This window comes from Kitasatospora sp. NPDC096140, assembly GCF_040303045.1.
Classification (GTDB): domain Bacteria; phylum Actinomycetota; class Actinomycetes; order Streptomycetales; family Streptomycetaceae; genus Kitasatospora.
The window spans coordinates 1-20,414 of sequence record NZ_JBEOUW010000078.1 but is presented as its reverse complement, the minus strand read 5'-3'; the positions used below and the strand labels follow the sequence as shown (position 1 = coordinate 20,414).

Genomic DNA, 20,414 nt, shown 5'->3' with positions numbered 1-20,414 from the left:
AAGAACCGAGCCGCGACGCAGAAATGCGAACGCAACCCAGCCCGAACCTGGGAAGTGGTGTTTCAGAGGATTGGCCGCCCCGGGACCGTCCGCGCCGATGCGTGTCCGGTGCTCCCTGCCGAGCGACTAGGAAACACTACGCCTGTCCGGCCTCGAAGGCAAACCCGCCCGTCCCGGAGACGGTCCGGGTGCAGAGCGCCTGCCCGGGCTTCACGTACTCACCGTTGGGGTGGTCGTTGCCGGTGACCCAATGCCGGGCGCCGGCCTCGTCGCGGCCGCCGGCGCGGTGGCGGCCGAGGAGTCGCTCCTCGCGGACGGTGTCGTCGGCGTGGACGTACCAGAGTTCGCGCAGCAGGCGGCGGGCGTCCGGCCACGGAGTGTCGGCGGACGCGAGGTAGTTGCCCTCGGTGATGACGAGGCGGGTGTGCGGGCGGACCACGTGGCGGGCGGCGACCGGTTCGTCCAGGGTGCGGTCGAAGTCCGGGACGTAGATGTCCTGGAAGCGGTCGGCGGCGATGCGGCGCAGCAGGGCGACGTAGCCGTGGGCGTCGAAGGTCGCCGGGGCGCCCTTGCGGTGGGTCAGGCCCAGGCGGTCGAGCTGGGCCCCGGAGAGGTGGAAGCCGTCGAGCGGGACGTAGGCGGCGGTGCCCGGTCCTTCGGCGCGCTCGACCTCGGCGACCAGGTGGCGGGCCAGGGTGGACTTGCCGGCACCGGGCGGGCCGGCAAGTCCGAGGATCGTGCGGGCGTTGCTGCCCGGGCCGCGGAGGAAGCCGAGGGCAAGGTCGGTGAGGCGGTCCTCGTTCATGGCCGCACCTTACTCACCGGGGGCCCGAGGAACCGGGCCTTCGACGACCCGTCTTTCGACCCCCCGGCCTCCGACGACATGGGCCTTCGACGACCGGACGCCTAGGCCGCCCGCTCGGCCAGCGCGGGCGCGTCGAGGGTGAGCGTGCCGGCGTCGGCGTCGAGCAGGGCGGGGACGCCCAGCGGAACGGTCAGGGTGGACGGGCAGTGGCCGAAGCCCAGCTCCCAGAGCACCGGTATGCCGAGTCCGCCGAGCCGGTCGAGCATCACCTCGCGGACCCGCTCGGGCCGTCCGCAGCCTTCCCAGGAGCCGAGGGCGATGCCGGCCACGCCGTCGAGGGCGCCGGAGCGCAGGAACTGGGTGAGGAGGCGGTCCAGCTGGTACGGGTGCTCGTTGACGTCTTCGAGCACCAGGATGCTGCCCTCGTAGGAGGGACGGGCCGCCGGTGTGCCGCGCTCGGCGGCGAGGACGTGGACGCATCCTCCGGCGGTGACGCCTCGGGCGCGGCCGGGGACGAGCGGGCCGGCGGTGGCCGAGGTGAGGACCGTGGTGGCGGCGGGGTCGAAGAGGGTGCGGCGCAGGTGCTCGGCGGTGGGACCGTCGGAGATGAAGGAGGCGCCCGCAGCCAGCGGCCCGTAGAAGGTGACGAGGCCCAGGTGCCGGGCGAAGGCCTCGTGCAGGGAGCTGACGTCACTGAAGCCGATGAAGGGCTTGGGTGCGGCGGCACGCATCGCCGTCCAGTCGAGCAGGTCGACCATCCGGTGCACCCCGTAGCCGCCGCGGGCGCAGATGACGGCGTCGACGGTGGGGTCGAGCCAGGCGCTCTGGAGGTCGGCGGCACGGTCCGCGTCGGTGCCGGCGAGGTAGCCGAGGGCGGGGTGGGTGTCGAGGACGTGCGGGGCGACGGTGACGCGCAGCCCCCAGGAGCGGAGGATCGCGCAGCCGGCGGTGAGGCGTTCGGGTTCGATCGGGCCGCTGGTGGCGACGACGGCGATGTGGTCGCCGGGGCGCAGGTGCGGCGGACGGGTCAGCCCCTGGCCGGGTGTGGTCGGGTGCTGGTCCATGGGCCGGGCCGCCTTTCGGGCGCGGGAGCGGGGGACGGACGGCCGCCGTGTGGTCGCGGCCGCCCGGTGACGATATGCCCCCGCGGTGACCGGCCGATGTCCGAGGGGCGGTACCCGAAGGACGGGGGTCGTAAGGGCGGGACCCGACGGACGGCGCCCGGGCGCGGACGTCCGCGGCGTGCGGGCCCGCCGGGGTGAGGGCTCTTCAGATCGCGGCGCCCATCACCTCCCGGACCTCCCTCAGGGTGGCGTCGGCGACGGCATTGGCCCGCTCGGCGCCGTCGCGCAGGACCTGCCGGAGGTGTCCGCGGTCGGCGGCGAGCTCGGCGCGGCGGGCGCGCAGCGGCCGGAGGTACTCGTTGACGGACTCGGTGACGACGCGCTTGAGCGCGGCGGCGCCGCCGTCCCCGATCTCCTCGGCGACGGCCTCGGGGGCGCGGTCCTGGCAGAGCGCGGCGAGCAGGACGAGGCTGGAAACCTCGGGGCGGTCGACCGGGTCGTAGCCGATGCGGCGGTCGGCGTCGGTCCTGGCGCCGCGGATGATCCGGGCGGTCTCGTCCTCGGTGGCGCCCAGGGCGACGGCGTTGCCCCGGCTCTTGCTCATCTTTCCGCCGTCGGTGCCGAGCAGCATCGGGGCGTCGGAGAGCAGGGCCTGCGGGCGGGGGAAGACGGCGCTGCCGTCGGCGTGCGGGTAGCGCTCGTTGAAGCGGCGGGCGACGGTGCGGGCGACTTCGAGGTGGGGCAGCTGGTCCTGACCGACCGGGACGAGGTCGGCCTTGCAGAAGAGGATGTCGGCGGCCTGGTGGACGGGGTAGGTGAACATCAGCCCGCTCACCGCGGACTGGCGGGAGTGGGCGATCTCGTCCTTGACGGTGGGGTTCCGGTTCAGTTCGGCGACGCTGACCAGGCTGAGGAAGGGCAGCAGCAGCTGGTTGAGGGCGGGAACGGCGCTGTGCGCGAAGATCGTGGACCGCTCGGGGTCGAGGCCGGCCGCGAGGTAGTCGAGGACGAGGTTCTCGGTGTGCTCGGCGAGCCGGTCGGCGAGGTCGCGGTCGGTGATGACCTGGTAGTCGGCGACCACGACGAACATCTCGACGCCCTGGTCCTGCAGTCGGACGCGGTTGCGCAGGGTGCCGAAGTAGTGGCCGAGGTGGAGCGGGCCGGTGGGGCGGTCCCCGGTGAGGACGCGGTGGGCGGTCGGGTCGTCGATCAGGGCGGACTCGGCGACGGCAGTGCCGGGCGCAGCGGCGGCCGCAGCGGCGGCGGGCGCAGCAGCGGCGGTCGCGGAGGTCGCGGAAGGGACGGGCGGGGCGGCGGTCTCGGTGGTCACGGGTTCTCCTCGGTGCGGCGGTGTGGCGGCCGTCCGGGGCGAGGGGCCCGTCCCGCGGGAGAGCGGGGAAAACGCAACAGGGCCGTCCATCCCGGACGGCCCTGGTCAGGCGAGTGCTGGTGGCCGTCCTAGGACGGCCACCAGCACAGGCCCACGAAGCGCTTCATGCGCCCAAGCGTAGCGTCAGTCCTCCATCACCAGCGCGGGAGTTTCCTTGCGCAGCGTCTCGCCGCGGAAGAACTCCGGCCGCACCAGGCCGTAGCAGGTCATCAGCAGCGCGCCGAGCAGCAGGATGCCGACGCCGATGACGAACACCGAACCGATGCCGAGGACGGCTCCGCTGCCGTAGTCGGGGGCCCAGGCGTCGGTGAGGGTCTGCAGGAAGACCCCGCTCAGCAGCAGGCCGCCGAGGAACGGGGCGATGCCCTTGAGCAGCAGGTCGCGCGGGCCGGTGCGCAGCGAGCGGCGGAAGTACCAGACGCAGGCGAAGGCGGTCAGCGCGTAGTAGAAGCAGATCATCAGGCCGAGCGCCAGGATGGTGTCCTCGACGACGTTCTCGCTGATCAGGCTCATGCCGACGTAGAAGACGGCGGTGGCGATGCCGGCCGCCACGGTGGCGTAGCCGGGGGTGCGGAAGCGCGGGTGGACGGCGCCGAAGCGCGGCGGCACGGCGCGGTAGGCACTCATCGCGAGCAGGGTGCGGGCCACCGGGATGAAGGTGGTCTGCAGGCTGGCGGCTGCGCTGGCGACCACGGCCAGGAAGAGCAGGATGCTCCACGGCGAACCGAGCACCGGGCGGGCCAGCGCGGCGAAGACGTTGTCGGCGGTCTCCGGGTTGCCCAGACCGGTGCCGGTGGTGCCGACGCCGGCGAACATCTGGGCGGCGATCGCGACCAGCAGGTACGAGCCGACCAGGGTGACCATGGAGATCATCGCGGCGCGGCCGGGGGTCTTGGCGCTCCCGAGGGTCTCCTCGTTCATGGTGAGGCAGGTGTCCCAACCCCAGTACATGAAGATCGACAGCGACAGTCCGGCGGTGAACGCGCTGAACGAGCCGACCTGGAGCGGGTCGAGCCAGGAGAAGGAGAAGCCGATCGAGTCGGGCAGGTCACCGGCGGCGGCCTTGCCGACGGCGATCGCCGCGAACAGCAGCAGCACGGCCAGCTGGAGCCCGACCAGGCCGTACTGGAACCACTTGGTGGCGGTCATCCCCCGGTAGCTCATCGCGGTGGCACCGGCTATCAGCAGGACGACGGTGAGCAGGTGGACGGCCGTGTTCCGGTCGAGATCGGCGACCCAGCCGCTGCCGGTCATCTCGCCGAGCATCAGGTAGAGGAATTCGGTCGCCACCCCGGCCAGGTTGGAGAGCACGATGATCGTCGCGACGGTCAGCCCCCAGCCGGCCATCCAGCCGACCCGGGGGCCGAAGGCCTTGGCGGTCCAGGTGAAGGACGTTCCGCAGTCCGGGAAGTCCTTGTTCAGCTCCTTGTAGGCGAACGCGACGAGCAGCATCGGCAGGAAGCCGGCCAGGAAGACCGCGGGCATCCGGACGCCGACCGCGGTGACGGTCGGGCCGAGCGTCGCGGTCAGGCAGTAGACCGGGGCGACCGTCGAGACGCCCAGCACCACACTGCCCAGCAGGCCCACGGAACCGCCCCGTAGACCCTTGTCCCCCGCTCCCCCGGCCGTCCCCGGGTCGGGGACTCCACCACTGGTGCCACTGACCGGGGCACCCTGCGGAGCGCCGGGCGCCGTTGCCCGGCCGCTACTCGTGTGCTCTGAGAGCTGCTGATCAAACACCAGCGCACTCTAAGTGCGGACACGGAATGTTGAATAGACCAACTCTTGGTGATTTTATGCACTTACGATGACTTTTCCCCTCTTGACTCCCCCCTCCGGATCCTTCTCGCGGTAGCGCACGGTCCAGATCGATATAGGTTAGCCTCACCTAAGTTCGATCTCCCCGTTCCGACCCGTGAAGGAGCGTCGCGTGGCCCCCACCTCCGACGATCTGGCCCCCGCCCCCCGTACCCCCGACCGCCGCAGGTTCCTCCGGGCCGGGATCGCCGGCGGGGCGGTGCTCGGCCTCGGCGGCCTGCTCGCCGCCTGCGGCAGCTCGGGCGGCTCCGGTGGTTCGGCCGGCGCCGGCGGCTCCGGCGGCTCCGGCGGATCGGCCCCGGGTGGTGGCTTCGCGCCCGACCAGAAGTCGGTCAAGCAGGGCGGCGACGACTACGCCACCGTCGTCGAGAAGATGAAGGGCTTCGGCACCGACGCCGCACCCGGCGTCTACCCGCGGACCGTCAAGCACGCGATGGGCGAGAGCGTCATCCCGGCCAGGCCCACCCGGGTCGTGGTGCTGGACACCGGCGAGCTCGACAACGTCGTCTCGCTCGGCATCCAGCCGGTCGGCGTCGTCCACGCCGACGCCTCCAAGTCCCTGCCGTCCTACCTCAGGGACAAGGCCGGCAGCCCCGCCGCCGTCGGCACCATCAACAGCCTCAACCTGGAGGCGATCGCCGCGCTCAAGCCGGACCTGATCCTCGGCAGCCGGCTGCGCGCCCAGGACCAGTACGCACAGCTGTCCAAGATCGCACCGACCGTCTTCTCGCTCCGCCCCGGCTACCCCTGGAAGCAGAACTTCCTGCTCAACGCGAGCACGTTCGGCCTGGAGGCCGAGGCTGGGGCGCAGCTCGACGCCTACCGAGCGGCGGCCACCGCGATCGGCGCCGGGCTCGGCGACAAGCGGCCCACCATCACACCCCTGCGCTTCATGCCGGGCCGCACCCGGCTCTACGCCGAACTCTCCTTCATCGGCACCGTCCTCACCGACGTTCCGCTGCCGCAGCCCGCGATCGAGCAGGTCAAGGAGCTCGCGGTGGAGGTCGGCCCGGAGCAGATCGACAAGGCCGACGCCGACTGGATCTTCTACGGCGTGTACGGCAGCCCCAGCTCGACCAACCAGGACACGGTGCTGGGCGGCGCGCTCTGGAAGACCCTCGGAGCGGTCAAGTCCGGGCAGGCCCGCCCGGTTTCGGACGAGACCTGGTTCCTCGGGCTCGGTGTCATGGCGGCGAACGCGGTCCTCGCCGACCTCAAGGGGTTCGTCGCGCCCGGCAGTTGACCGGGCGCCGTCGGCACGGGCGGCGGCGCGGGCGGCGGCGCGGCGGCGATCTGCCGGAAGTCCTCGCGGGGGTCCTCGGGCTGGTCCTCCCGCGGATCCTTCCGGATGCCCTCGCGTGGTCGTGCGGTGGTCGCACGCACACCGCCGGGTCGGACGCTTGGAGCTGGTCGCGCGGTGCGGGAGGATCGTCGGGACCGTCCCCCGAAGGGCCCGCCGATGACCTCGCCCCACCTCGCCGCAACCGATCCGCGCCTGCCCGGCCCGCCCGGGGAGAGCGCCGGATCCGCACCCCCGCCCGCCGTACCCGGGCCGGCCGCCGCGGCCGGCCCGATGTGCTCGATCGCGACCGCGGTCGAGACGGGCACGGTCGCGCCCGGGTCCACCGACGGCGTGATCCGCCGGGCCCCCTCGCCCCGCCACGACTCGGTGCCGCAGCCGCGCAGCCGGGACGACGCGGACGCGCTCGCCCTCCCCGCGCGGGTCTCCGTGCCGGACCCCTCCGTGGTGGACGGCGACCCGACGGCGGCACGGCTGCGGGCGGCGTTCGCCGAACGGCTGCGGGCCGCACGGACCGAGGGCCGCTCGGTCGCCGAGCTGGCGGCCGCGTGCCGTCGGCCGGTCGCGGAGGTCCGGGCGATGCTCGGCGAGGAGGAGGAGAAGAAGAAGGAGGAGGCCGACGGCGGAGCCGGGAGCAGCGGCGTCACCGAGGCAGGGGCCGGGGCTGACGTCGAGGCCGAGGCCGCGGTCGGGTTCGTCCGCTTCCCGTCGGTCGTCGCACCGCCGGAGGGCGTCCCGTCCGTACCGGCGCAGCGTTCGGTGCGCGAGGAGCTGCGGGCCTTCGGGCCCCTGCGGCCGTCGCCCTCGCGCCGACTGCGCCGGATGCACCCTCAGGCCACACCGGACGGGCAGGAGGCGACCGCACGGGAGACGGCCGCGGCCGGCCCCGCCGGGGCGGGCCTCCCGGGTGCCGCCGCACGGACGGGCGAACTCGGCGGTACGGCGGGGGCGGTGGCGGATCAGGTGGCGCCGGGGGCCGGCGCCGCGACCGCGGCACCCCTGGACGGCGGTGCCCTCCACGCCGAGGCGCCGCACACCGAACCGCAGCTCGGCATTCTGATCGGTGGGAACCCCGGTCTGCCCGAGCCCGTCGGTCGGCCGGAGGAGCGGGCGCCGGTCCGGGTGGCGGCCGAGCCGATCCGGGTCGGCCGCGGCACCAGCCTGGTGGTGCTGCCCTCCTGGCGCCCCGCCATCGCCGTCTCGGTGTCGACCGAGCAGCTGCTGACCGCGACCGGTCTCGGCTACGAGCAACTCGCGGGCGCCCGGCTGACGGTGCTGATGAACCCGAGCGCGCTGCACGACCGGGAGCTGGAACTGCACGGCTGGGAGACCGGTCCCGGCACGCGGGGCCGACGCCGCGGGCGGCCCTGACAGCACGCGCCGACGCCTGGCGACCCCCGCCCCCGACACCGCCGGACGGGTGCCGCCGGCCCCCGCGGGGTGGGTAGGGGGGTGGGCCGCTGCCGGTCGACGGTCAGCGGACCGCCGGGGCGTTCGGGACGTACCCGAGGTCGACGGGCACCGGCGGGTTGCCGTCCACGGCCCAGCCCCGGCGGACGGCGTCCAGCAGCTCCGGAAGCCGGGGCGGCCACAGTGCGTCGGCGTTCTCGTCGGCGAGGTCGGCCGGGGTCCACCAGCGCCAGTCGAGGATCCGGTCGACGGCGTGCACCGCGCTGACGTCACCGACCGGGCCGCGATGCGGTCCACCGGTGAGGTAGATGTGCTCGTGCTGGCGCACCGGGGTGCCGTGCCAGGTGAAGTCGTGTTCCCAGGTGCAGAGCAGCGGGCCGGGTTCGAGGTCGGTCCAGCCGGTCTCCTCCCACAGCTCGCGCCGGGCCCCCTCCCACGGGGACTCGCCCGCCTCCAGTCCGCCACCCGGCATCGTCCAGTGGACGCCGACCTCGTCGTTGTCCGAACGGAGCAGGAACACCGAGCCGTCCTCGTCCAGGACCACCGTGCGGGCGGCCTGTCGCGGCACGCGCTTGTGGGGGCGCAGCAGATTGCGCATCGGGTTTCGCATCGGATCACTCTCGCAGTGGGCCCCCGGAACGTCGAGCGGATGCGCCGCTCCGTCCGGCCTTCGAGCGCTGCGAGCCCTTCGAGTCCTTCAAGCCCTTCGAGTCCTCGGGGGCCTTCACATCCCATCCCTGGGGTCCTTCGGGTCCTTCTGGCCTCCGAACCGCCTGGCGCGGGCGCCGGACCTGCCCGTTCGCCGTACCCTGACGGCCATGCCCGTACCCGCGATCATCTTCCCCGTCGATCCGCTCAACCCGCGCCGGCCCGATCCGCACTTCGCGTGGGAAGCCAGGCTGCTGCGGGAGTTGGGTGGCGAGCACCACCTCGTCGACCACGACGCGCTGCTCGCCGGACGGGCCCCGGAGGCGGTCCGGCGGGTGCCGCGGGACAGCGGACCGCTCTGGTACCGGGGGTGGATGCTCCCCTCCGCCCGGTACGCCGACTTCGCCGCCGCGCTCACGGCACACGGCGGCAACCTGCTGACCAGCGCGCCCGGTTACGCGGCAGCGCATGAACTGCCCGGCTGGTACGGCGTGTTCGAGGGGGCGACACCGGCGAGTGCCTGGATCCCGTCGGACGGACCGGTGGCACCCGGGCCACAGGAGCTGTCGGCAGCCGTGGCCCGAATCGGCGGGAGCGGCCCGGCGATCGTCAAGGACTACGTGAAGTCCCGCAAGCACGAGTGGCACGAGGCCTGCTACGTACCGGAGTTGGCCGACCTGCCGGCCGTCGGGCGGGTGGTGCGGCGGTTCGTCGAGCTGCAGGGCGAGTTCCTGGCCGGCGGGGTGGTGCTGCGGCGCTACGAGGAGTTCGAGCACGCCGACGGCGCTGAGGGCGCCGGCGGCTCCGGGGGCTCCGGGGGTGGCAAGGGGGGCGGGCCGGGTACGGGCGGGCGGGCCGTGGAGGCGCGGGTGTGGTGGCTGGACGGCCGGCCGATCCTGGTCGGGCCGCATCCGGACGCCCCGCGCCGGAACGTCGAGCCCGACCTCACCGAGGTCCGGGCGCTGGTCCGGAGGCTCGGCTGCCGCTTCGTCACCACCGACCTCGCCAGCCGGGCCGACGGCTCCGGCTGGCGGGTGGTCGAGGTCGGGGACGGACAGGTGAGCGACCTGCCGCGCGGAATCGACCCCTCGGGGCTGCTGACCTCGCTGATCACCGCCTGACGGGTCTCGTGACGGGTCTCGCGTGACGGGCCTCGTGTGACGGTCTCCCCCGATGGGTCGCGCCCGGCGGGCCGCCCGGCGGATCGCGGGCAGAGCGCTCCCCGGACCGGGCCCGTCCGGGGAGCGGCCCGGGGGCTACCCGGCGGCGACGGTCTCGGCGGCCGGGTGGCCGTCCGCGATGAACGCCTGCCAGAGCCGGGCGTAGGTGCCGTCCAGGGCGAGCAGTTCGGTGTGGGTGCCGTCCTCGACCACCCGTCCGTGGTCCAGCACGATCACCCGGTCGGCGCGCTCGGCGGTGGTCAGGCGGTGGGCGATGACCAGCGTGGTCCGACCGCCGCTGAGCCGGTCCGCGGCGTGGTTGACCGCCGCCTCGGTGGCGAGGTCGAGCGCCGCGGTGGCCTCGTCGAGCAACAGGACGTCCGGGTCGACCAGTTCGGCCCGGGCCAGCGCGATCAGCTGGCGCTGACCCGCCGAGAGGTTGCGGCCGCGGCCGGCCACCTCGTGGTCGTAGCCGCCCGAGAGCCGGACGATCATGTCGTGCGCGCCCACCGCCCGGGCCGCCGCCTCCACCTCCTCGGCCGAGGCGCCCGGCCGGCCGTACGCGATGGCCTCGCGGACCGTGCCGGCGAACAGGTAGGCCTCCTGCGGCACCACGCCCAGACGGTGGCGGTACTGCGCCAGGTCGTAGCGGGTGAGGTCGACCCCGTCCACCCGGACGGTGCCCTCGGTCGCGTCGTAGAACCGGGCGACCAGCTTCACCAGCGTCGACTTCCCGGCGCCGGTCTCACCGACCAGCGCCACCGTCTGCCCGGCCGGGATGTGCAGGTTCACGTCGGCCAGCACCTTCGGGGCGCCGTCGGCACCGCCGTTGTAGGCGAAGCCGACTCCCTCGAAGTCGATCTCGCCGCGCAGCCCCTTGGGCACCGGGACCGGGTCGGCCGCCGGGGCCGTGGTCGTCGGCGTGCGCAGCAGCTCGCGGATCCGGCCGAGGCCCACCGAGGCCTGCTGGTAGCCGTCGAAGACCTGGGACAGCTGGTTCACCGGTGCGAAGAACAGGTCGATGTAGAGCAGGTACGCGACCAGCGCGCCGACCGTCAGCGTTCCGGCGTCGACCCGGGCGGCGCCGACGATCAGCACCAGCGCGGCGGCCACGCTGGAGAGGAACTGGACGAACGGGAAGTACAGCGAGATGTACAGCTGCGCGCGGACCCGGGCCTCGCGGTACGCGATGCCGCGCGCCACGAAGCGGTCGGTGTTGGTGTCCAGGCGGCGGAACGCCTGCACGATCCGCATGCCGGCCACGTTCTCCTGGAGGTCGGCGTTGACGGCACTGATCAGGTCGCGGGAGCGCTCGTACTGGTCCTTGGACTTCTTGCGGAACACCAGCGTGGCGATCACCAGCAGCGGCAGCACCGCGAAGACCACCAGGGCCAGGCCGGCGTCGATGATCAGCAGGGCGGCGAAGATCCCGGCGAAGGTCAGCAGGCTGACCACGGCCGTGACCATGCCGGTCTGCAGGAAGGACGTCAGCGAGTCCAGGTCCGTGGTCATCCGGGTCATGATCCGGCCGGTCAGCTCGCGCTCGTAGTAGTCCAGGCCGAGCCGGTTGAGGTGGGCGAAGATCTTCAGCCGGAGCGTGTAGAGGACACGCTCACCGGTGCGGCCGCTGACCCGGTTCTCGGCACCCTGCACCAGCCAGTCCAGCAGCACCACGACCAGCGCGGTGAGCGAGGCCACCGCGACGCCGGACATCAGGCTCTTGCGGACGCCCTCGTCGATGCCGTGCCGGATCAGCACCGGCAGGACCAGCCCGGCCGCCGCGTCCAGCGCGACCAGCAGCAGGGCGATGAGCAGCGGAGTGCGGAAGGGGCGCAGCAGGCGGCTCAGGCTGAAGTCCGGGTCGCCGGCCTCGGCCTCGGGGCGGGCGACGGCCGGGGTGTCGGCGGCGGGCGGGAGGGCGGCGACCTTGTCCAGCAGGTCGGGGTCCGCGGTGCGGGCGGCCTTGGACAGGGCGGGGGTGGGGAGCTCGGGGGTCGGGAGCTCGGGGGTGGTGGGAGCGGTCGGCTGCTCGGCGGACGGCTTCCGGTCGGACGGCTTCCGGTCGGGCGCCTGCACGGCCGACGGCTGCCGGGAGTCCTGGTGCCGGGCGGCCGTCGCGTCGGCGGCCGGATCGGCCTGCGGTTCGGCGGGTGCCCCGCTCTGCGGACGACCCGCCTCGGGGTCGGTGATCAGCGCCCGGTACTGGGGACATCGGGCTTCGAGTTCCTCGTGCGTACCGAGGTCCAGCAGGCGGCCGTGGTCCAGGACGGCGATCCGGTCGGCGAGCTGGAGGGTCGAACGGCGGTGGGCGATCAGCAGCGTGGTGCGGCCGGTCATCACCGAGCGCAGCGCGTCGTGGATCTCCGCCTCGACCTGCGGGTCCACCGCCGAGGTGGCGTCGTCCAGCAGCAGGATCCGGGGGTCGGTGAGGATCGCCCGGGCCAGGGCGATGCGCTGGCGCTGGCCGCCGGAGAGGGTCAGGCCCTGCTCGCCGACCCTGGTCTCGTAACCGTCCGGGAGCGCACGGACGAACTCGTCGGCCTGGGCGGCGCGCGCGGCGGCGACCACCTGCTCGTCCGTGGCGTCCGGGCGGCCGTAGGCGATGTTGGTGCGGACCGACTCGGAGAACAGGAAGCTCTCCTCCGGGACGATGCCGACCGTCGCCCGGACCGAGTCCAGGGTGAGGTCCCGCAGGTCGTGACCGTAGAGGCGGACGGCACCGGCGGCCGGGTCGTAGAAGCGGGGCACCAGCTGGGCCACCGTCGACTTGCCGGAGCCGGAGGCGCCGACCACGGCGAGGGTCTCGCCGGGGGCCAGCTTCAGGCTGAGGCCGTGCAGCACGGGTGCGGGGTGCTCGGGGTCGTAGCGGAACTCGACCTGGTCGAACTCCAGGGCGACGTCGAGGGTCCGGGGGCCGACGGTGGTCCGCCGCGGGGCGTCGCCCGCCCGGACGGTGCCGTGCGCGAGGGCGCCGGACGGGGCGGTGCCGGACGGGGCGGTGCCGGACGGGATGTCGTCGCGCGCCGGATCCGGGGCGGGGTCCGTGGTGAGGTCCAGGGTGAGCGCGTCCGGGCGTTCCCGGACCAGCGGGCGCTCGTCGATCAGCTGCAGGACGCGCTCCACGCCCGCCCGGGCCTGCTGGCCCACCGTGATGATCATGGTCAGCATCCGGACCGGGCCGGTCATCTGCGCCACGTACGTCGAGAAGGCGACGAAGGTCCCGAGCGAGACCTGGCCGTCGACCGCCAGCCAGCCGCCGAAGGCCAGGACGGCGACCTGGGCGAGGGCCGGGATCGCCTGCATCGCCGGGTTGTAGCGGGCGTTGAGCCGGATCGAACGCAGCCGGGCGGCGAACAGGTTGCGGGACGCCTGCTCCAGCTTGTCGAGCTCCTGCGCCTCCTGGCCGAAGCCCTTGACCACGCGGACGCCGCCGATCGCGCCGTCCACCACGCCCGCGACGGCGGCCGCCTCCTGCTGGGCTGCCCAGGTGGAGGGGAACAGGCGCTTGCGGCTGAGCACGGAGACCCACCACAGCGCGGGCGCCATGACCAGGGCGACCAGGGTGAGCGGCGGGGACAGCCAGAGCATCACGATCAGCGACATGACGAACATCAGCAGGTAGCCGGTCATCATCGGCACCATCGAGAGCAGGCCGTTGACCAGCTGGAGGTCGGAGGTCGCACGCCCGACCACCTGCCCGGTGTCCAGCCGGTCCTGGCGGTGGCCGTCGAGCCGGCCGAGCGACCGGAACAGGTCGCTGCGCAGGTCGTGCTGCACGTCTAGGGCGAGCTGGCCCCCGTAGTAGCGGCGGACCTGGGTGCAGCCGAAGACCACGACGGCGGCCAGCAGCAGCACCACCGCCCAGGGGGCCAGCGAGCGGGTGTGGGCGACGATGACGTCGTCGATGATCAGCTTGGTGACCAGCGGCACCAGCGCGGTGACGGCCATGCCGAGGAGCGAGGCGCCGAAGGCGAGCAGCAGGCTGCGGCGCGACCGCCAGCTGTATCCGACGAGGCGGCGCAGCCAGCCGGCGGGCTCGGTGCGCCCGTCGGCGGCGTCCGTTCCGGCGGCGCGCTCGCCGACGGCGGCCTCCGGGGTCGTCGAGCCGGGGGCCGGTGGGCCGCTCGGGGATTGCTCCACCGTGGATCCGTGAGTCTCAGGCATATTTAGGGATGCTAACCATTTCGTCGGGTGGCCGCCACGGCGTTTCCGACCCGGGTGGGTTCGGGGCGGGCCGGGGCAGCCCGGATCGTCCGGTCCGGCGGACTGGGCAACAGCTCGCGGCCGGCAGAGATTCCCGATCGAACATCCGCGCGGCCGACATCGACCACCGCCCGCATCCAGGGTCGCCGACCGCCCGTGCAGTGCCCAGCGACCGCGGGTGGTCCGGCGCAGTCCTTTCGGCCTAGGCCTCCGGGCGGGGACGCGCGCGTAAGCGGCCGTGCCGCGCGGGAAGCGAAACCCGGCGGGACGCGCGCAGCCCAGGGGAAGCACGCGACCCAGGGAAGCGCAGCCCGGCGGAACGACGCCGCTCCCAGCGGAACGCCTCCGCTCCTACTCGGGCACCGACGAGCCCGAGCCGGCCGCGTCCGCGGCGGCGGCGAAGGCGCCGTGGGCGAGGGTGTGCAGCAGGGCGGCCATGCCGTCGCGCTGCAGACCGGACCGCTCACCCTGGCCGGACCGCTCGCCCTGACCAACCCGCTCGCCCTGGCCGGACCGCTCGCCCTGGCCGGGGTTCGAGCCGACGCTGTGCGGGGTCGAGTTGATCAGGCCGAAGACGGCGTGCACGGCGGCGCGCGCCACCGGCTCGGCGGCGGGCTCGGCCAGCGGCGGGTAGGCCTGCCGGACCACGTCCACCCACAGCTCGACATAGCCACGCTGGAGCCGGCGGACCGTACGGCGGTCCTCCTCCTTGAGGTTCAGCAGCTCGCGGTCGTGCAGGGTGATCAGGTCGCGGTCGTCCAGGGCGAAGTCGACGTGGCCGCCGATCAGCGCGTCCAGCGCGGCCACCGGACCGTCGCCACCACCCGCCCGGCGGCGCCCCTCCTCCAGCAGGCGCTCGCTGATGCCGATCAGCAGGTCGGCGAGCATCGCGTCCTTGCCGGCGAAGTGGCGGTAGAGCCCGGGACCGCTGATCCCGACGGCCTTGCCGATCTCGTCCACGCCCACGCCGAGGAAGCCCCGGGCCGCGAACAGTCGCGCGGCCTCCCGGCGGATCTGGTCGCGGCGTGGGAGCGCGGAGGTTGCGGGGACGTTCGGCATGCCGTCCATCGTAGACAGTCGGGTTATCGGTCGTTAACCTGGGCGGCGTAAGTTAACGTTAATTAACGTGGGACCCCATGGGCGCCGAGGCGCCCACCTGGTGCCGAGGGCAAGGGAGCTCTTGGGAATGGTCATCTCAACCGCCGGCGCAGCCACCGGCATCCAGCTCAGCGCGGCAAACGGCACGACGGCGGCGCCGACCGCCCTACCGCCCGGAGCCGCCGCACCGGCGCCCCGGCTCGGCACCTCCGTCGACCCGGGCTCCGCGGCCTACCGCGCCAACACCGAGGCGCACCAGGAGCTGGTCGCCGAGTTGCGCTCGAAGCTCGACGCGGCCGCCCAGGGCGGCGGCGCCAAGGCCCGCGCCCGGCACACCGCACGCGGCAAGCTCCTGCCCCGCGACCGGGTGGACACCCTGCTCGACCCGGGCTCGCCCTTCCTGGAGCTGGCCCCGCTGGCCGCCGACGGGATGTACGACGGGGCGGCGCCCGCGGCCGGGGTGATCGCCGGCATCGGGCGGGTCGCCGGTCGCGAGGTGGTGGTGGTCGCCAACGACGCCACCGTCAAGGGCGGCACCTACTACCCGATGACGGTGAAGAAGCACCTGCGCGCCCAGGAGGTCGCGCTGGAGAACCGGCTGCCCTGCGTCTACCTGGTGGACTCCGGCGGCGCCTTCCTCCCGATGCAGGACGAGGTCTTCCCGGACCGCGACCACTTCGGCCGGATCTTCTACAACCAGGCCAGGCTCTCCGCCTCGGGCATCCCGCAGATCGCCGCGGTGCTCGGCTCCTGCACGGCCGGCGGCGCGTACGTCCCGGCGATGAGCGACCAGGCCGTGATCGTCCGCAACCAGGGCACGATCTTCCTGGGCGGGCCGCCACTGGTGAAGGCCGCCACCGGCGAGGTGGTCACCGCCGAGGAGCTCGGCGGCGGCGACCTGCACTCCCGCACCTCGGGCGTGACGGACCACCTGGCCGAGGACGACGCCCACGCCCTCTCCATCGTCCGCACGATCGTCGCCGGGCTCGGCCCCCGCGCGGCCAAGCCCTGGCCGCTCGCCGCCGTCGAGCCGCCGACCGTGGACCCGGCGGGCCTGTACGGGGCCGTCCCGGTCGACCCGCGCACGCCCTACGACGTGCGCGAGGTGATCGCCCGCCTGGTGGACGGCAGCCGCTTCGCCGAGTTCAAGGCGGAGTACGGCGCGACCCTGGTCACCGGCTTCGCCCGGATCCACGGCCACCCGGTCGGCATCGTCGCCAACAACGGCGTGCTGTTCTCCGAGTCGGCCCTCAAGGGGGCCCACTTCATCGAGTTGTGCGACCAGCGCGGCATCCCCCTCCTCTTCCTGCAGAACATCACCGGATTCATGGTCGGCCGGCAGTACGAGGCGGGCGGCATCGCCAAGCACGGCGCCAAGATGGTCAACGCCGTCGCCTGCACCCGCGTCCCGAAGCTCACCGTGGTGATCGGCGGCTCGTACGGGGCCGGCAACTACTCGATGTGCGGCCGGGCCTACTCGCCCCGCTTCCTGTGGATGTGGCCGGGCGCCAAGATCTCCGTGATGGGCGGTGAGCAGGCGGCCTCCGTCCTCGCCACCGTCCGCCGCGACCAGCTGGAGGCACACGGCGAGCAGTGGCCGACCGAGGCGGAGGAGGAGTTCAAGCGCCCCGTCCGCGAGCAGTACGAGCGCCAGGGCAACGCCTACTACGCCTCCGCCCGGCTCTGGGACGACGGTGTGATCGACCCGATGGACACCCGCACCGCCGTCGGCCTCGCGCTCACCGCCTGCGCCAACGCCCCGCTGGCACCGCCGGCCCCGTACGGCGTCTTCCGTATGTGATCCCTCGTCATGGCGCCCCTGCGTTCGTGATCCCTCCCTTCCGGGTGTGACGTCCACGGCGCCGGTCCGACCCCGGGCCGGCGCCCGACCGCCCACCGCCACCTCCTTCGTACGGCTCCCCTCGACCCGGAGGAACGCCTCCCATGTTCGACACAGTTCTGGTCGCCAACCGCGGCGAGATCGCCCTCCGGGTGATCCGCACCCTGCGGCGGCTCGGTGTCCGCTCGGTCGCCGTGTTCAGCGACGCGGACGCCGACGCCCCGCACGTCCGCGAGGCGGACGTCGCGGTCCGGCTCGGCCCGGCCGACCGCAGCGAAAGCTCGGCGGCCGAGACCTACCTGCGGACCGACCAGATCCTCGCCGCCGCCCGCCGCACCGGTGCCCAGGCCGTCCACCCCGGTTACGGCTTCCTCGCCGAGAACGCCGGCTTCGCCCGCGCCTGCGCCGACGCCGGCCTCGTCTTCATCGGACCGCCTCCCGGTGCGGTCGAGCTGATGGGCGACAAGATCAACGCCAAGGAAGCCGTCCGGACCGCCGGGGTCCCGGTGGTCCCGGGCAGCCAGGCCACAGCGCCCACCGACGAGGAACTCGTCGCCGCCGCCGACGAGATCGGCTACCCGGTGCTGCTCAAGCCGTCCGCCGGCGGCGGCGGCAAGGGCATGCGCCTCGTGCGGGACCCGGCCGAGCTGCCCGCCGAGATCGCCGGCGCCCGCCGCGTCGCACGGACCGCCTTCGGTGACGACACCCTGCTGCTGGAGCGCTGGATCGACCGGCCGCGCCACATCGAGGTGCAGGTGCTGGCCGACGCCCACGGCACCACCGTCCACCTCGGCGAGCGCGAGTGCAGCCTGCAGCGCCGCCACCAGAAGCTGATCGAAGAGGCTCCCTCCGTTCTCCTCAATGCCGAGACCCGCGCCGCGATGGGCGCCGCGGCCGTCCGCGCCGCGGAGTCCTGCGGCTACACCGGGGCCGGCACCGTGGAGTTCATCGTCCCCGGCATCGACCCGGACGCCCCCGCCTCCGCCGCCGAGGGGGTGCGGGACTTCTTCTTCATGGAGATGAACACCCGTCTCCAGGTGGAACACCCCGTCACCGAACTCGCCGTCGCCGTCGCCGTCGGCGCCGACGCGACCAGGCTGGACCTGGTCGAGTGGCAGCTGCGCGTCGCCGCCGGCGAACGGCTCTCCTTCGCCCAGTCCGACGTCTCCTTCCTGGGCCACGCCATCGAGGCCCGCATCTGCGCCGAGGACCCGGAACGGGACTTCCTGCCCACCGGCGGCCGCATCCTCACCCTGGACGAGCCCCGGGGCGAGGGCATCCGCGTCGACTCCGGGGTCGCCCCCGGAACCGTCGTCACCAGCGCCTACGACCCCATGCTCGCCAAGGTCATCGCGTACGGGCCCGACCGCCCGACCGCGCTGCGCCGGCTCCGCGCCGCGCTGGCCGACACCCGCATCCTGGGCGTCACCACCAACACCGGCTTCCTGCGGCGGCTCCTCGCACACCCCGAGGTCGCCGCCGGCCGACTGGACACCGGCCTGGTGGAGCAGACCGCCCAGCAGCAGCCGGCCCTGCTCACCGCGTCGTACTCCCCCGTCAACGCAACCGCTCCGGCCGAGGCCACGACGCCCGCCCACCCCGGGAACGGGACCGACGCCGCAGCGGCCGAACCGCCGTCGCCCGCGCACCTCCTCTACTTCGCGGCCGCGCTCGCACGGCACCTGGAACTCACCCCGGCCGCCACCCCCGGCGGCTGGACCGACCCGTTCTCCCTTCCCTCCGGCTGGCGCCTGAGCGGCACCCCCGCCTGGACCACCCACCGACTCCGTACCCCCGGCCAGGACCCGGTGTCGGTGCGCATCCGTTCGATCACTGCGAGCAACGTAGTCGACGCCACTGACAATTCCGCCGGGCGGGCCCGCGAGGTGGAGCTCCGACTCGGCGACGGGCCGGTGCACCGCGCCCGCGCGGCCCTGGCCGGCGACCGGCTGCACCTGACCGTCGACGGCCTGCAGACCACCTTCTCGCTGGCCACCGACGCCACCCCCGGCCTCGCCGCCGGACCGGTGACCTGGCTCGGCATCGAGGGCGACGCCTGGCCGCTGCACGCCTACGACCCGGCCGTCGAGCGCGCCGCCGGGGCCGGCGCCCACCACGGCGCCCTGACCGCCCCGATGCCCGGCACCGTCACCGTCGTCAAGACCACGGCGGGCGAGACGGTCCGCAAGGGCCAGCCCCTGCTCGTGCTGGAGGCCATGAAGATGGAACACGTGATCGCCGCGCCGCACGACGGCGTGGTCGCCGAGCTGCGGGCCACCGCCGGTGCCACCGTCGCGATGGAGGACCTGCTGGTCGTGGTCACCCCGGTCGAGGAGGCCGCGGCCGGGGAGACCGCCACCGGGACTGCCGCCGCGCCCGCCGCGCCCGCCGAACCCGCCGAACCCGCGGAGGTGCGGTCGTGACCACCCCCGCCCGCGAGCCCGACGCCCTCGACCTGGGCCTGCCCGACCCCGTCCGCGCCCCCGGCCTGCCCGAGGAGGTCCGGATCCACGAGGTCGGCCCCCGCGACGGCCTGCAGAACGAGGGCGCCCTGGTGCCCGTCGAGGTCAAGGCCGAGTTCATCGCCCGGCTCGCCGCCGCCGGCCTGCGCACCGTCGAGGCCACCAGCTTCGTGCACCCGAAGTGGGTGCCCCAGCTGGCCGACGCCGAGGACCTGATGCCCAGGCTCGCCGAGCTGCCGGAGCGCCACCCCGGCCTGCGGCTGCCGGTCCTGGTGCCCAACGAGCGCGGCCTGGACCGCGCGCTCGCCCACCACGCCGGCGACATCGCGGTGTTCGCCAGCGCCACCGAGACCTTCGCCCGCCGCAACCTCAACCGCTCGGCGGACGAGGCCATGGCGATGTTCCAGCCGGTCGTGACCCGGGCGACCGGGGCGGGGGTCGCGGTCCGCGGCTACCTCTCGATGTGCTTCGGCGACCCGTGGGAGGGGCCCGTCCCGATCCCGCAGGTGGTCCGCCACGGCGTCCGGCTGCTGGAGATGGGCTGCTCCGAACTGAGCCTCGGCGACACCATCGGCGTGGCCACCCCGGGCCAGGTGAACGCCCTGCTGACCGGCTTCGCCCGGGCCGGGGTGCCGGCCGACCGGCTCGCCGTGCACTTCCACGACACCTACGGCCAGGCGCTCAGCAACACCCTGGCGGCGCTGCGCGAGGGCGTCACCACGGTGGACGCCTCGGCGGGCGGCCTGGGCGGCTGCCCGTACGCGAAGAGCGCCACCGGCAACCTGGCCACCGAGGACCTGGTCTGGATGCTGCACGGACTCGGCGTCCGGACCGGCGTGGACCTGCGCGCCCTCGTCGCGACCAGCGGCTGGATGGCCGAGCGCCTCGGCCGCCCGAGCCCGTCCCGCACCGTCCAGGCGCTGCTCGGCGCCGCCCGGGGCTGACCGCCCCGCCCCCCCCCCCGGGGGGGCGGCGGGGGGCGGGGGGGCGGCGGCCCCCCCCCCCCCCCCCCCGCCCCCCCACCCCCCCCCCCCCCCCCCCCCCCGCCGCGCCGCCCCCCCCCCCCCCCCCCCCCCGACCGCCCACCGCCACCTCCTTCGTACGGCTCCCCACGACCCGGAGGAACGCCTCCCATGTTCGACACAGTTCTGGTCGCCAACCGCGGCGAGATCGCCCTCCGGGTGATCCGCACCCTGCGGCGGCTCGGTGTCCGCTC

At 74.1% G+C, this 20,414-nt stretch carries 14 protein-coding genes; 7 read left to right on the top strand and 7 right to left on the bottom strand.

The features are described 5' to 3' along the window. Window positions 1-136: 136 nt before the first annotated feature. The 4 genes from ABT048_RS40315 to ABT048_RS40300 all read right to left on the bottom strand — a co-directional run bounded on the left by ABT048_RS40315 (window position 137) and on the right by ABT048_RS40300 (window position 4,846). Window positions 137-805, bottom strand: a complete 669-nt coding sequence (locus ABT048_RS40315) for a nucleoside/nucleotide kinase family protein (protein WP_350526621.1) — start codon at window positions 803-805, stop codon at window positions 137-139. Between the two features lie 101 nt (window positions 806-906). Further along, entirely contained in the window at window positions 907-1,869 is a 963-nt protein-coding gene (locus ABT048_RS40310; RefSeq protein ID WP_350526620.1) for a S66 peptidase family protein, read from the bottom strand. Between the two features lie 205 nt (window positions 1,870-2,074). Continuing rightward, complete coding sequence (trpS, locus tag ABT048_RS40305) at window positions 2,075-3,199, bottom strand: tryptophan--tRNA ligase (RefSeq protein WP_402806266.1); 1,125 nt, start codon at window positions 3,197-3,199, stop codon at window positions 2,075-2,077. Between the two features lie 183 nt (window positions 3,200-3,382). Then, window positions 3,383-4,846, bottom strand: a complete 1,464-nt coding sequence (locus ABT048_RS40300; protein ID WP_402806269.1) for an APC family permease — start codon at window positions 4,844-4,846, stop codon at window positions 3,383-3,385. A gap of 415 nt (window positions 4,847-5,261) precedes the next feature. Here ABT048_RS40300 and ABT048_RS40295 point away from each other — a divergent pair, with 415 nt between their 5' ends. Both ABT048_RS40295 and ABT048_RS40290 read left to right on the top strand, forming a co-directional pair. After that, window positions 5,262-6,320 carry an ABC transporter substrate-binding protein gene (locus ABT048_RS40295; RefSeq protein ID WP_350526624.1) on the top strand — a complete coding sequence of 353 codons (1,059 nt, stop codon included), beginning with the start codon at window positions 5,262-5,264 and terminating at the stop codon, window positions 6,318-6,320. 216 nt (window positions 6,321-6,536) lie between these two features. After that, window positions 6,537-7,748, top strand: a complete 1,212-nt coding sequence (locus ABT048_RS40290; RefSeq protein WP_350526619.1) for a hypothetical protein — start codon at window positions 6,537-6,539, stop codon at window positions 7,746-7,748. Window positions 7,749-7,851: 103 nt separating this feature from the next. Here ABT048_RS40290 and ABT048_RS40285 read toward each other — a convergent pair whose 3' ends face one another. Then, complete coding sequence (locus ABT048_RS40285; protein WP_350526618.1) at window positions 7,852-8,397, bottom strand: NUDIX hydrolase; 546 nt, start codon at window positions 8,395-8,397, stop codon at window positions 7,852-7,854. 208 nt (window positions 8,398-8,605) lie between these two features. On the opposite strand from ABT048_RS40285, the gene ABT048_RS40280 reads away from it, so the two are divergent. Next, window positions 8,606-9,556, top strand: coding sequence for an ATP-grasp domain-containing protein (locus tag ABT048_RS40280; protein WP_350526617.1), 951 nt, complete (start codon window positions 8,606-8,608; stop codon window positions 9,554-9,556). 135 nt (window positions 9,557-9,691) lie between these two features. On the opposite strand, the gene ABT048_RS40275 is transcribed toward ABT048_RS40280, so the two are convergent. Continuing rightward, a complete protein-coding gene (locus tag ABT048_RS40275) occupies window positions 9,692-13,759 on the bottom strand; it encodes an ABC transporter ATP-binding protein (RefSeq protein ID WP_350526616.1) in 4,068 nt (1,355 codons plus the stop codon). 390 nt (window positions 13,760-14,149) lie between these two features. After that, window positions 14,150-14,857 (bottom strand): TetR/AcrR family transcriptional regulator, encoded by a 708-nt coding sequence (locus tag ABT048_RS40270; RefSeq protein ID WP_350526615.1) that lies wholly within the window; start codon window positions 14,855-14,857, stop codon window positions 14,150-14,152. 127 nt (window positions 14,858-14,984) lie between these two features. Here ABT048_RS40270 and ABT048_RS40265 point away from each other — a divergent pair, with 127 nt between their 5' ends. The 4 genes from ABT048_RS40265 to ABT048_RS40250 form a co-directional block, all read left to right on the top strand. Continuing rightward, window positions 14,985-16,697, top strand: a complete 1,713-nt coding sequence (locus ABT048_RS40265; protein WP_350526614.1) for a carboxyl transferase domain-containing protein — start codon at window positions 14,985-14,987, stop codon at window positions 16,695-16,697. A gap of 143 nt (window positions 16,698-16,840) precedes the next feature. Next, window positions 16,841-19,159 (top strand): acetyl/propionyl/methylcrotonyl-CoA carboxylase subunit alpha, encoded by a 2,319-nt coding sequence (locus ABT048_RS40260; RefSeq protein ID WP_350526613.1) that lies wholly within the window; start codon window positions 16,841-16,843, stop codon window positions 19,157-19,159. Continuing rightward, window positions 19,156-20,142 carry a hydroxymethylglutaryl-CoA lyase gene (locus ABT048_RS40255; protein ID WP_402806284.1) on the top strand — a complete coding sequence of 329 codons (987 nt, stop codon included), beginning with the start codon at window positions 19,156-19,158 and terminating at the stop codon, window positions 20,140-20,142. The genes ABT048_RS40260 and ABT048_RS40255 overlap by 4 nt, the downstream gene beginning before the upstream one ends. Window positions 20,143-20,331: 189 nt before the next feature. Continuing rightward, on the top strand, window positions 20,332-20,414 hold an 83-nt coding region (locus ABT048_RS40250; protein WP_350526622.1), incomplete at its 3' end, for a biotin carboxylase N-terminal domain-containing protein.

Bases quoted from the DNA above. Each gene is read 5' to 3' on its own strand.
- ABT048_RS40290 (WP_350526619.1), top strand. From the start codon at position 6,537: ATGACCTCGCCCCACCTCGCCGCAACCGATCCGCGCCTGCCCGGCCCG.
- ABT048_RS40285 (WP_350526618.1), bottom strand. From the start codon at position 8,397: ATGCGAAACCCGATGCGCAATCTGCTGCGCCCCCACAAGCGCGTGCCG.
- ABT048_RS40275 (WP_350526616.1), bottom strand. From the start codon at position 13,759: ATGCCTGAGACTCACGGATCCACGGTGGAGCAATCCCCGAGCGGCCCA.
- ABT048_RS40260 (WP_350526613.1), top strand. From the start codon at position 16,841: ATGTTCGACACAGTTCTGGTCGCCAACCGCGGCGAGATCGCCCTCCGG.
- ABT048_RS40270 (WP_350526615.1), bottom strand. From the start codon at position 14,857: ATGCCGAACGTCCCCGCAACCTCCGCGCTCCCACGCCGCGACCAGATC.
- ABT048_RS40280 (WP_350526617.1), top strand. From the start codon at position 8,606: ATGCCCGTACCCGCGATCATCTTCCCCGTCGATCCGCTCAACCCGCGC.
- ABT048_RS40265 (WP_350526614.1), top strand. From the start codon at position 14,985: ATGGTCATCTCAACCGCCGGCGCAGCCACCGGCATCCAGCTCAGCGCG.
- ABT048_RS40315 (WP_350526621.1), bottom strand. From the start codon at position 805: ATGAACGAGGACCGCCTCACCGACCTTGCCCTCGGCTTCCTCCGCGGC.
- ABT048_RS40310 (WP_350526620.1), bottom strand. From the start codon at position 1,869: ATGGACCAGCACCCGACCACACCCGGCCAGGGGCTGACCCGTCCGCCG.